This is a genomic window from Ignavibacteriota bacterium (genome assembly GCA_016708125.1).
Lineage (GTDB): Bacteria > Bacteroidota > Ignavibacteria > Ignavibacteriales > Melioribacteraceae.
In genome coordinates, this window is the sequence record JADJGF010000001.1 from 3551833 (window position 1) to 3565987 (window position 14155).

A 14155-nucleotide genomic window follows, 5' to 3' on the forward strand; every position below is an offset into this window, starting at 1 on the left:
TAAAATACATTTAAATCCAAGTATTATATTTAAAAGGTTATAAAAGCTTATGCCCCAAATATTTGATAATATTAGTAATCATTTAAATAGCGCACTGAAAAAAACTCTTGAAATATCTTTTCGTTCAGATTTCTGTGTTGGATATTTTAATTTAAGAGGATGGAAACAAGTCGCTGACGAAATAGAAAACTGGAACGGTGGTGAGAATAATAACTGCAGGTTACTCGTTGGGATGCAAAACTTAGGTGTTGAAACTTTAAAAGAATATTTTTCACAAACCGATATTAGTTCAATTGATAATAAAGAAGCAATAAAAATTAAGAAGAGACTTGCTCAAGATTTTAAAGATCAACTAACAATTGGAATCCCTACAGAAGAAGATGAAATTGGTCTTAGAAAACTTGCAAAACAAATTAGTGAGAAAAAAGTAGTTGTTAAATTATTTTTAAAACATCCTTTACATGCAAAACTGTATTTACTTTTTAGAAAAGATCCAATAAGCCCAATAGTTGGTTATCTTGGTAGTAGTAACTTAACACTTGCCGGATTATTAAAACAAGGTGAATTAAATGTTGATGTTATTGAGCAAGATGCAGCTAAAAAACTAGCACAATGGTTTGTGGACAGGTGGGAAGACCGTTGGTGTATTGATATTTCGGAAGAACTAATTGAAATATTAAATACAAGTTGGGCTTCAGAGAAACTATATAGTCCATTCCACGTTTATTTGAAGATGGCATACCATTTAGCTAGAGAAGCAAGAACTGGTATTAATGAATTCAAAATTCCTAAAATATTCCAAAATGAATTATTAGAATTTCAGAAAAAAGCTGTGTTAATTGCAGCACATCATTTAAATAAAAGAAACGGTGTATTGGTTGGAGATGTAGTAGGTTTGGGTAAAACTATAATTGCAAGCGCCCTTTCAAAAATATTTGAAGATGATTATTCAGCTAGAATATTAATTATTTGTCCAAAAAACTTAAAACAAATGTGGGATGACTATGTTTATAAATATGAATTAAGGGCAAAAGTTTTATCAAGTTCTGTTGTTCAAAATGAATTAAAAGAATTGAAAAGGTACAACATTGTTTTGATTGATGAAAGTCATAACCTTAGAAATAGGCAAGGTAAGAGATACAGAGCAATTCATGAGTATATCAAGGAAAATGAAAGTAAAGTAATATTATTAACTGCAACCCCTTATAATAAAACTTATATAGATTTATCAAATCAACTAAGATTATTTGTTGATGATGAAACTGATATTGGAATTGGTCCAGAAAGATTTATTGAATCGGTTGGTGGACAGGTTGAATTTTCTGCAAGATATCAAACTCAACCAAGAACGTTAAGTGCATTTGAAAGAAGTGATTTTGCAGACGATTGGCGAGAATTAATGCGTTTGTATTTAGTAAGAAGAACAAGAAGTTTTATCAAAGAGAATTATGCAGAAACTGACGAAACGATTGGAAGGAAATATCTTACTTTTTCAGATGGCAGACGTTCCTATTTTCCAGATAGGATACCAAAAAGAGTTGAGTATGTGTTTGATCCTAATGATCCAACTGATCAATACGCTAAATTATATTCTAAAAAAGTTGTAGATGTTATAAATGATTTGAATTTACCAAGATATGGAATAGCTAATTATTTAATTAATGATGCAATAAATAAGGCTGATAGTAATGAAAAGATTATAATTGACAATTTATCGCGTGCTGGAAAAAGGTTAATAGGTTTTGCAAGAACAAATCTTTTCAAGCGTTTGGAAAGCAGTGGGTATTCTTTTTTATTATCTATAAATAGACATATTTTTAGAAATTATATTTTCATATATGCACTACAAAATAAACTTCAAATTCCCATCGGACAAAATGAAGCTAGAGCATTAGATGAATATTTAGATGAGCTTGATTTAGATATTTTTAAAGAAAATGATAACAATCATTTTTACTTATCAGAAGAACAATTTTTTGAACATGCCTCAGTAATTTATAACCAATATCTTGAAAAATACAAAATAAGATTTGATTGGATTAGATCGAAACTTTTTAATGTTGATCTAATGGAAGAATTAAAAAGCGATTGTAAAAAATTATTCAAAATATTAAAATTAGGAAAAAACTGGAATGCAAAAGAAGACAGACAATTAAATGCATTATATAAGTTATGCTACAAAAAACATAAAGAAGAAAAAGTATTAATATTTACACAGTATGCTGATACTGCAAATTATATTGCCGATGAATTTAAACATAGAAATGCAGAAAATACTGAATGTGTTACCGGAGATAACGAAGAGCCAACAAAATACGCATATAGATTTAGTCCAATAAGTAATAATAAAATGGGTTACAAGAATACGAAAGAAGAAATAAGAGTACTTATTTCAACAGACGTATTAAGTGAAGGACAAAATTTACAAGATGCTCATATTGTAATAAATTATGATTTGCCATGGGCTATTATCCGTTTAATTCAGAGAGCTGGTAGAGTTGATAGAATAGGTCAAAATGCAGAAGAAATACTTTGTTATTCTGTTTTACCAGAAGATGGATTAGAACAAATTATTAATTTGAGAAGAAGGTTAAGTCAGCGAATAAGCGAAAATGCCGAAGTAGTTGGATCAGATGAAACATTTTTTGAAGGTGATCCAGTTAATATTACTGATTTATACAATGAAAAATCGGGAATTCTTGATGATGAAGATGATGGAGAAGTAGATCTTTCTTCTTATGCATATCAAATATGGCAAAATGCAATTGATGATGATCCACAATTGAAAAAGACAATACCAGATTTACCGGATGTAGTTTATGCAACTAAAAAAATAGATAGTCTTGAGGAAAAAGAATCAGTTATAGTTTATGCGCGAACTTATGATGACAACGATATTCTTTCTTTAGTTGATAAAGATGGAAATCTTATCACTAATTCTCAATTCAGAATTTTAAAAGCTGCAGCTTGTGATAAAAATGTTAAGCCACTTGAAAAAATTCATAATCACCATAAATTAGTTGAAAAAGGAATTGAAAATATTAAAGAAATAGATAGTAAAATTGGCGGACAATTAGGAAAGAAAACCGGAGCAAGATACCGAGTTTATAAACGATTAACAGATTATTATGAAGATAATAAAGATTCTCTTTTTGTAAACGATGCAATAAAAAGAGCGATTGAAGATATTTATAAATATCCACTAAGAGAATTTGCTAGAGAAACTTTCAACCGGCAATTGAAATCCGGAATTTCCGATTACGATTTGGCAAATCTTGCAGCATCCTTAAGGGAAGAAAATAAGCTTAGTATTATTGAAGAAGATGATACTAATAAATATAAAGAACCAAAAATTATTTGTTCACTTGGATTAAAAGATAAAGAGTAATTATGGCAATTCAACGAAAACTTTTCAATCAGCTAATTAAAGATTTTAACTTCTCAGAATTATTTATTGAACTTGGATGGGATAAAGTTTTAATAACCCAGAAAATAAAAGCCAATGATGAAACTTATGAAATTAAGTCAGCTGCTCAGAAACGTAGTTTTGTAATTTTTGTTTGTAATTCGAACCATGATAATAGAATTCCTAACAAAGATGAAAGAAAAAAAATAGATAAGGCTGTAACCAAATTGTTTTATGAACACCTTATAATTTATATCGATAAAAACAAAACTCAACAGCTTTGGCAATTAAGTGTACAAGAACCAAATAAACCAATTCAATACCGTGAATTTAATTATTATATAAAAAATGATCCTCAACAGCTTTTTGAAAAGTTAAATCATTTATTCTTCACTTTAGATGATGAGGACAAAATTGCACTTGTAGATGTAAAAAGCAGAGTAACGGAACAATTCAATCAAAATGCAGAAAAAGTTACCAAAGCATTTTATGCTGAATTCAAAAAGCATCATGCTGTATTTCAATCCTTTATTCAAGGTCTTGAGAACCAAATGGATATTGATTGGTACACATCCTTAATGTTGAACCGATTAATGTTTGTATATTTTATACAAAAAAAAGGTTTTCTTGACAGCAATACAAATTATTTGAGTGATAAACTTAGAACTATTAAAAGCAAACAAGGTAAAGATAAATTTTATAAAACATTCTATAAAACATTTCTGTTAACTCTTTTTCACCAAGGACTTGGCAAACCAAACCACACTCCAGATTTTGAAAAAGAACTTGGTAAAATTCCATACTTAAACGGTGGATTATTTGACGTTCACAAATTGGAAAAAGATAATGATAAATTAGACATTGCTGATAAAGCTTTTGAAAAACTATTTGCATTTTTTGATGAATATAATTGGCACCTTGATATTAAACCAAACACAACCGGTAAGGATATTAACCCCGATGTAATTGGCTATATTTTTGAAAAATATATAAATGACCGAGCTACAACGGGAGCGTATTATACTAAGGAAGATATTACTGAATATATAAGCAAAAACACAGTTATCCCATACTTGTTTGATAAAGTAAAAGAAAAAGTTAAAAATGCTTTTACTTATGATAGTTCACTTTGGAAAATGCTTAAAGAAAACCCGGATAGATACATTTATGATTCAGTTAAAAAAGGAATAAATACAAATTTTAATATAAAAAATAACTTTAATGATAAAGTTACCGAAGACTTGCCAAATTTCATTTCTATCGGTATCGATACATCAAAACCAAATTTACTTGAGAGAAGAAACCGCTGGAATGAAAAAACGGATGAAGAATTAGCTTTACCAACCGAAATTTGGCGCGAGACGATTGAACGAAGAAAAAGATATTGGGAATTACGTGCTAAAATTGAAAATGATGAAATAAGAGAAATAAATGATTTTATAACATACAATCTTAACATTCGTCAATTTGCACAAGATGCAGTTGAACAATATGAAGGTTCTGATTTTGTAAATGCTTTTTATAAAGCAATAACTGAAATAACAATTCTTGATCCAACTTGCGGATCCGGTGCATTTTTATTTGCAGCACTTAACATTCTTGAACCTCTTTATGAAGCATGCATAAGCAGAATGCGAGAATTTGTTGAAGTTGATAACGAAAAAGGAAACGGAAAAAAACATGAAAACTTCCGTAAAGTTTTAAATGATATTGAAATTCATACTAATGAAAAATACTACATTTTTAAAAGCATAATACTTAACAACCTATACGGTGTTGATATTATGAACGAAGCTGTAGAAATAGCTAAACTCCGTTTATTCTTAAAACTTGTTGCTGTTGTTGAACCGGATGAAAGAAAAGAAAATTATGGATTAGAACCCTTACCGGATATTGATTTTAATATTAGAGCCGGTAACACACTTGTTGGTTATGCTACTGAAAACGAAATTGATTCTGGTTCTGAACTAGATGCATTTAATGAAAAAGAAAAAGAAAAAGTAAAAAATGAATTACTTGAAAAAATTGAAATTGCTGCAAGTTCATTTAAGAGCTATAAAGAAGTACAGCTTGAGTCTTGTAAATTAGATTATATTCAATTCAAAAAAGCTAAAGACAATCTTGAACTTAGATTAAAAGAATTAAATGAACAATTAAATGATTATTTAGCAAAAGATTATGGAATAGTTAAAGAGAAAAATAAAAAGAAATATTCGGAATGGATTCAAACTCATAAACCATTTCATTGGTTTGCTGAATTTTATGAAATTGTTCACCAAAATGGAGGTTTTGATGTTATAATAGGTAATCCACCCTATATAGAAAATTCTAAAGTTTTCAACATTTATAAACCAAAATTATCAATTACAATAGATGCGGGGAATATTTATACATTAGTTTTAGAGCGTGGTCATTCAATAGTTCACAAGAAATCAAAACATGGCTGGATAATCCCAATTTCAGCAGTATGTACTGATAGAACAACTAGTTTCCAAAATTTTATTAGAAGTAATTATAACAGATGGATTGCGACATATGATATTTTCCCTGCTAGACTTTTTACCGGTGCTGCTCAAAGACTAACAATTTTAATTCTTACAAACAATGAAAAATTATTTCAACAATTTGTTACAAAGTACTATAGATGGTATGAAAATGAGAGAAACAATTTAATTGATTTAGTTTTTTATAACCGCAATTTAGATTTTGATGAAGTAGGTTGGTTAGCTAGAATAAATCAATATATTGGTTGGGATGTTCTCCAAAAACTTAAACAAAAAAGGCTTGTCAATTTTCTTTATAAACCTAAAGAAAAACTTATTTATGTTCATAGAATAATTAATAATTTTATCAAAGCGATTGATTTTGAGCCAATTTTTAAAAAATCAAATGGTATTGTTACTCATTCTGATGATTTTAAGATGTTATATACTTCGTCAGTTCATAATGCTGTCATAATTTCAATTCTAAATTCGAATTTATTTTATTTTTATTGGCGTATACATGGTGATGGCTTTCATTGTGGGTTTAAAGATATAGAAAAATTTCCAGTTGATATTTCGAAAATACAAAAGAATGAAGAAAAACAATTAAAATTACTTTCAAAAATATTAGTTAAGAATTTAGAAAAAAATTCTGAAATTAGAATCCGCGATCAAAAAACAACTGGTAAAGTTGAATTGCAAACTTTCTTTGTTGGGAAATCTAAAACAATAATTGATGAAATTGATAAAGTCCTTGCAAAACATTATAGCTTCACAGAAGAAGAATTAGACTTTATAGTAAACTACGACATAAAGTATAGAATGGGAAAGGAGTTGGATGATGGGGAATGATAACTTTAAACCAGATTTGGGTCTTGCTTTAAGTGAGAGATATAGTCAAGAAATTACACACCATTTTTATTCAATCCCACTAATAGAAATACTTCATGTTGGTAACAATCTCTTTTCAACAATGGTTGGTTATACAGTTGAAGAAGTAGATTTTGCAGTCTCATTCGACTTTGATAATAAATTACTTATTGAATTATTGCTGCAAATACAAAACAAAGGTTTAAAGGAATATTTGGAGAATGTACTTTTAAAAGAATTTACCGGACCAGAAAAAGCTGTTTTTTATGAAACACCAATTCATGTTGATATAGAAGCAAGATTGGGAAATTTAGTAAAAAGTAAATATGAAACATTTGTGCCATTGATTGTAGAAAAGTTTGAGAATGTCATTGAAAAGCAAATTATAAGAATAACTTAACTTTACTTAGTGGAGCTAAATTATGTCAGTGCCTACCCATCACAGTAATTGTCACACCTATGCTTATCCAACGCGTTGTTATCTATGTGGAGAGGAAGTTTATTTCTTTTTTTGTAGTTGTGGATCGCGTGTTTTTTTTGATGAACTTAATTATCCTTGGAAAATCCATAATTGTTTTTTGTATCAGATGAAGGATATTATTGAAGATTTTATTAGTCAACATAGTGGGACAAGAACAATTGAATACATTAGAAGATTAATACTAAATTCAGCAGAGGATAGAGATATTCCTGTACCTATTGATCGTATAGAACTACTTGAGAATTATATAAGAAGAGTAACCTCTACAACAACAATAGTAAATGTTAAACCAGATAATGATTATTTTGTTGGGACAGGTGAAATTACAAACATAAATAAGAACATTAATTTTTATAAAAAATATAAATTAGAAGAAAATTTTATTTCTGCTCATTTACTTGGTTTATTAACAAAAGAAAAATTTAGTGAAATATTTTTAAGAACACATGCTAACGAAAATGGATTAATCAGTGATTTCATTTTTTATTGTCCAGAAAAAATTATTAGAACCTTGAAACTTAGAAATAAAATGAAAATTGTAGTAAAGATAGCACCACATCATGCAATGCCGGAAAACAAAATATGGCTTGTTGAGAAAATTGAAACATTTGATTAAGATATATTAATTACATTAAAAAAAATAAGATGTTGTAAATCGTTGTAAATAAACAAAGATATTTTTTAAGTTAATAATTACATATTATTTAAATTGAAAGAGTTTTGCAATATGATTAAAAATAAAGAAGTATTTGTTAAGGAGCTTCTATCAAATCCAGAATTAAAAGACAATATCATTTCCTATGTTTTTGCTTTTAACCCTAATATAGACATTAGTTTGAAAAACAATTATTTCGACAATGTAGTTTTTCATTACGAAAAATATAAAAACGATAGACCCAAAAACCCTCCTTCTATTAAAGAAATTAAAGATGATGTTGATAAGTGGACTGGACTAGATCTGCGAATAAAAAAAATTAGATTGAAATCAATAAGGGGATTTCCAGATTCTGAAATACCTTTTGGGATTGATCTTGTAAATGAAAATGATGTGGTTCAGAATATGGTAATTCTAGGTGGAAATGCAATTGGTAAATCTTCAATATATGATTCAATTGAATATATATTTTGTAATGATATTGGAGAGGCACAATTAAGAAATTATGATATTAAAAACCAAGATAGGTATAAAAAATATTTAGAGCATTATGATAATGGGAGTCAAAATACTTATTGCACAATACAAACGGTTGACAAGCTTTTTGATATTAGTAATTCACAGAATATACCTGAAACTGTAAGAAAAAGAATAAATCCGAATACACACTTTATTAGTGAATATGATATATATAAAAATGGTCAGTTGGACTATGAAAACAGTGTTTCCCAATCATTCCATAATCTTATTGCTAAAAGCATTGGGCTAGAAGATTTACTAGAATTTAGTAAAAACCTGAAATCATTTATTTTATATCGCCGTGCGACCGAATCAAGGGGAATAAATAAAGCCAGTGAAAATATAAATATACAACAAAAGCTTATAGATACAACACAAAAAGCCTTAACTGAAAGTAAAAAAAAACTTTTTGATTTAGAGAATGAACAAAAAGTTAAGCCTGAGGAGGAACATTTCAAAAAGTTGGTTGAAATAATAAATAGAATAAAAAATAATAGCTTCACTTTAATATTTTCCCATCCACAATTATTAAGTACATTGCACAATTTTAAAAATGAATACAATAATTTTATTTCACGTCAGTTCAATAGCATTAATGTAAACGAGTTACATTTTTTAAATATGGGATTAGAATTAATTACGAAGTTTGATAACTGTCCATTTTGTTTGGATTCAAAGTTGCAAAAGAATGAGATTGAGGAAAATGCTACTGAAAGAAAAAATAAAATTGAAGGACTTAATCAAGTTATTAAAAATCTAAATTCAGAATTAAATGATTTAGTTGATAAATTACAAAATATTTATTCTCAATTTTTAAAACTCGACAACAATATACGAAAAGAAATATCTGAAATATCCGATTGTGTTGAATTCAATAATTTAGTTCAAATAGAAATGAATTTTTCGAAATATATTGCCAACTTACTAAGTGCTGATATTTTTGTAGAAATATCGAAATTGGACAACAATCCGCAATACTTGAAAAACAGAACTGGGTACGTATATAAACTAGTTAACGATTCCGATAAATTTATTAGCGAATTAGCAAAAATAGAATCCGAACTGACTCAATTAACTAATAATCGAAATAGTGAAGTAAATTTTGTCGATTCCAATCTTCAAAATAAAACTCAAATTAAATCAATTACTGAACAAATCATTGAGACAAAAAAAGAGATTCGTGATTATGAAAGTCATATTAATGAAGCAAATAGAGTTGTTAAGAATGAATTTTCTAAAAAAGAAGAACTGGAAAACACACTCAGGCTTTTTAATGAAATCAAAGAATCAACTAAGCAGTATGAAAAAATAGTATCAAGCAAAATTAACGATATTGTCAATTCTGCATTTGCTCCAATAAAAATTATTGTTGAAGAAGTGCTTGAAGAATATTTTAATATTGATAATAGAGATATCAATTTAATAATATCAAAAGAACCTGATTTAGTAGACGAGGAGACAGGAGAGATATTAAGTGAAGTTATAACTGCAAAAATTAAATTAAAAAAATCAAAAGAAGCTCCACAATCTATTAGTAAAGTACTAAATACTTTTCATTTTCGACTTTTTTCAACTATGGTTGGTGTTGCAATTGCAATCACGTCTCGTATTAATACCAGAATAAATATGCCCCTTGTAATGGACGATATTTTTTATGCTAGTGATTTCGAAAATAGAGTAGCCGTTGAAGAATTTATTAGAGCACTTTTCAAAGTATTTTACACATTTACACCTGATTTGCCTTTACAATTAATTCTTTTCACACACGATCAACTTATTTTTGAAAGTGCTATGAAAGCATTTAATGAAATAGATAAATTAAAAGGTGATTCATTTGCCTTTGCAAAACTATTCTCCCACGAAGAATCGACAGTTATTGGCGACTATAAAGATCTGATATATAAAATACCGGCTTACTATGCAAAACAACAATACAAAAACACAATCGAGATGAAATGAATATAACATTTAAAGTTTTGTTAAAGTATATTGTCTACACTATCCTTCCAATTATACTTTTTTCTGCCATCGGTATCTTATTATGGCGATCAAATATTAATAACCTTAATTCTGAACTGCAAAACAAAGTCTCAGATATAATAAAATCAACAGTGACCCAGCAAGCAGAAAAAGGTTTATTAACACCAGAAATTTTCTTTATTGCTACGGACTCTTCAAAAGTTAAAGAGCTAAGCAAAGAGCTAAAAGATAAAATTATTAATACTGTTACTGAATTATATTTAAAGAATAATAATCCTTTATCATATGACGAAGTCGATGTCAAACCATTTTACTTACTTCCTGCAAAGGCGAATAAAAGCGGACAATACATTTTAACAGAGAGACAACTAAATATATTAAAAGAACACATAATATTTTTAGCGAAGCAAGTAGAAGTTGAAACAAATAGAACCAAAGAAGAGGTTGGAAGGGATATTGAGAGATTAAACTTTTGGGTAACAATATGGATAGGATTTATTGGGCTTATTGGAATTTTCATCCCAATAATTATTAACATAGATGCCACAAAAAATGCAACTGATGCAAAAAAGATTGCTTCTGAAGCAAAGAGCATGTCTGATGGAATTGAAACCCGTTTAAATGAGACAAACACAAAGTCAGAAGTAGCATTAAGAGAGGTGCAGTCAGTCAAAGGTAACCTTTCCATAATAATTGCAATAAATAAATTAAAAGAATTTTCCCCACAGTTTATTGCTCAATTTGAAAGTAAAAATGCAACAAAAGCTCTTAAAAATATTCTGACTGATTTGTTAAGGGAGCTTAAAAATAATTCCGAAAATTTTGATAGTCAATTTATGGATAATTGGTTAAAACAAATTGTAACAAATATTCAATATCTTTCATTTTTAAAAGTATTTAATCAAGTACAAACAAAACAAATGAATGAATTCTCAAAACTAATAACAGAATCATTTGGCAAAGACGGAAAATCTAAAATTGAAGGAATATCAAACGGACTTGAAATATTAATTAACGAATTATAATTAAATAGTATTATTAAAAAGGGCTCATTCAAATTAGTTCAAGACAACAACAACTTTGTTTTCAGAATTAGTGCACTTAAAAGTGTGAATTACCGTATCGTAATTGCCGTCCCGATTTGTATATAAGTAAAAGTTTTGAAGTAAAAATATTTTTAAGACTATAGCATAGTTGTTATGTTCTTCAGGTGAGGCGCAACATCTTGGTTGCTTTTTGAAAATAGTATCATATTATCTAAACACTACCATATAATAATAGGAATTTATTATGTACGACGATTATAAAGAGGAGTTCTTGCCAAGATTACTGAAAAATAATATTTATAATGAATTAAAGAGAAAATGTGAAGAAAAAGATAGCGAAATAATTTCCCTTGTGGATAAAGCAGTTTCTTATTCATATCAAAGAACAAAAACAATTTTAAAACACATGGGAGAATTTACTCTTCACGATAGCGACCATTCCTTTCGGGTTCTACATTTAATGAACAAATTAATACCAGAAGAAATTTTGCATAATTATTCAATACCTGAATTAACCCTACTTTTATTAACAGCATTCTTCCACGATATTGGTATGGCACCTAATGAGAAAGAAGTTCTTGCATGGAAGAAAGTTTGGGATAAAAATATCGAATTAGATATAGATGAAACAAAAACTTATGATGAATTCAATCGTTTTCTTGTAGCAAAACCTGATGAAATTAGTATAATTGAGCAGTTGCAACTTAAGGCTAAAGAAACAGAAGTGGAAATCCAAAAATCTTATTTAATAACAGAATATATACGAAAAACTCATACAGAAAGAGCAAAAGATATCATTGCCACCGATTGGAATAATAAAATTCTTTATAGGGATGTTGACATGACGTTCGAATTTGCTCAGTTATGCTATAGCCATAGCGAAAATGCTCTTGCGTTACTGGAACTTGATAAAAATTTTTTATGTGGCGAAAATACTTATTTGTGTCTCCCTTTAATTGGTATAATTTTGAGGTTAGCAGATGTTTTAGATTTTGATGCAAAAAGGACCCCGCCCTTATTATTTTCACATTTGAATGTTCGCCAACCTGTATCAATAAAAGAGTGGAATAAACATAGAGCTGTGCAGGCGTGGGAAATAAATCCAGATTTGATTCAATTTAATGCTAAATGTAAACATCCAGCAATTGAAGCAAGTATCCATGAGTTTTGCGATATAATAGATCAAGAATTAAGTGTGTGCAATAATATTTTGACAGTTCTTAACGATTCGTCACAAATAAAAGAAAGAAACATTCTCATTAAGTTTCCGTTTAAGGTGAATAGAGAAAAAATTCAAACTCAAAAAGATGTTCACAATAAACCTTATTACATATACCGGAATACAAAATTTAATCTTAGTAAAAAACAAGTTGTTGATCTTCTAATGGGTACAAAACTGTATGGCAATCCAGAGGTTGCTTTAAGAGAATTACTGCAAAATTCCATTGATGCATGTTTACTAAGGCAAGCCCAAGAAAAAAAATGGGGAAATTTATATTTTCCAGAAATTTCTGTAAAATACTATAAGGAAGAAAAGGAAGTAATTCTTGAGGTAGATGACAACGGTACTGGCATGGATCAGTATATAATTGATAATTATTATTCAAAAATAGGATCATCATTTTATAAATCCACTGATTTCTATAATCTAAAGTCTGAATCAAATGCTGAGTTCACACCAACTTCTAGATTTGGAATTGGGATTTTATCTTGTTTCATGGTTGCTGATTCGCTAATTGTTGATACAAAAAGGGTTTATGAACCTCACAAATCGAGTGACGCCTTACAAATTTCTGTGGAAGGTCAAGAGAGTATTTTCTGGATTCAAGAAGGCAAGAGAAAAATGCCTGGAACAACAACAAAATTAATTCTTCGAAAAGGAGAAAATCCTTGGGACGAGATGTCTGAAACTGATTTCATTAAATCTATTGACAGCGTTTTGCCAAACCCACCTTTTAAAATCAACATACATACAACAACTGAAATTAAAGAAAAAAACGAAAACAGTTTTTTTAAAAGAACAACAGAATCCTTAAAAGACTATACGTGGGAACCACATGAAAATTTAAAGTTATTTGAAATTCACCTCAAAAATAAAGAAATAGGTATAATTGGATCTGCTTCGGTAGCAATTCTTGAGAGTCATCGAAAACCCGTATCAAAAATTGAACTAAACTCGCGTGATGTTGAGATCGAAGGTAAAATTTTTACTTTAGAACGACAAATGGAAATTAGCGAAAATTCAATTTCAGAAACATCAAAATCGATTACAATTACAGACGATGGTGAAATAAATGAAACGAGCTCAACTAGAGAATTTACTAGGTCAAGATCACAATTTTCCTTACATGGAATCGAAGTCCCATCTTCTTTATTCCCATTTAAATGGAACTTTAAAAAAAACCAAGTAAGGATATCCTGGCCATTTCCTCTAATCGTTATAATTGATATTTGTGGCGAGCGTGATTTAGACTTAAATTCAGCAAGAACAGAATTAGTTGTATCTGAAAAATGGATCGCATTTGAGGAAGATTTAGCCTATTTGGTTTGCAAAGGAATTTCGGAAAAAGTATCAAAAAAGTATTGGAGTCAACTTAAAAAAATTTTCATAAAAAGCACAAAAAATCAAATATTCTTAAAAGGTCTTTCAAGAGTTGTAACATAGTCTCTAAATTGAAAACTCAACCGATATGGCAATCAAGATGATACCATTTT

Annotated in this window: 7 protein-coding genes; all 7 read left to right on the forward strand. The window is 28.8% G+C overall.

The window, feature by feature from the left end; genetic code table 11:
* Positions 1–49: 49 nt before the first annotated feature.
* Entirely contained in the window at positions 50–3388 is a 3339-nt protein-coding gene (locus tag IPH62_15390; protein ID MBK7106657.1) for a DEAD/DEAH box helicase family protein, read from the forward strand.
* A 2-nt stretch (positions 3389–3390) separates the two neighbouring features.
* Entirely contained in the window at positions 3391–6741 is a 3351-nt protein-coding gene (locus tag IPH62_15395) for an Eco57I restriction-modification methylase domain-containing protein (GenBank protein ID MBK7106658.1), read from the forward strand.
* A complete protein-coding gene (locus IPH62_15400; protein MBK7106659.1) occupies positions 6731–7159 on the forward strand; it encodes a hypothetical protein in 429 nt (142 codons plus the stop codon). Before IPH62_15395 ends, IPH62_15400 begins: the two co-directional genes overlap by 11 nt.
* A 22-nt stretch (positions 7160–7181) precedes the next feature.
* On the forward strand, positions 7182–7856 hold the full coding sequence (locus IPH62_15405) for a hypothetical protein (GenBank protein ID MBK7106660.1): 675 nt from the start codon (positions 7182–7184) through the stop codon (positions 7854–7856).
* A gap of 111 nt (positions 7857–7967) precedes the next feature.
* The gene (locus IPH62_15410; GenBank protein MBK7106661.1) at positions 7968–10373 is read left to right on the forward strand and encodes a hypothetical protein; all 2406 of its coding nucleotides are present in this window, start codon (positions 7968–7970) and stop codon (positions 10371–10373) included.
* A complete protein-coding gene (locus IPH62_15415; GenBank protein ID MBK7106662.1) occupies positions 10370–11419 on the forward strand; it encodes a hypothetical protein in 1050 nt (349 codons plus the stop codon). Before IPH62_15410 ends, IPH62_15415 begins: the two co-directional genes overlap by 4 nt.
* A gap of 265 nt (positions 11420–11684) precedes the next feature.
* A complete protein-coding gene (locus tag IPH62_15420; protein MBK7106663.1) occupies positions 11685–14105 on the forward strand; it encodes an ATP-binding protein in 2421 nt (806 codons plus the stop codon).
* The last annotated feature ends 50 nt before the right edge of the window (positions 14106–14155 follow it).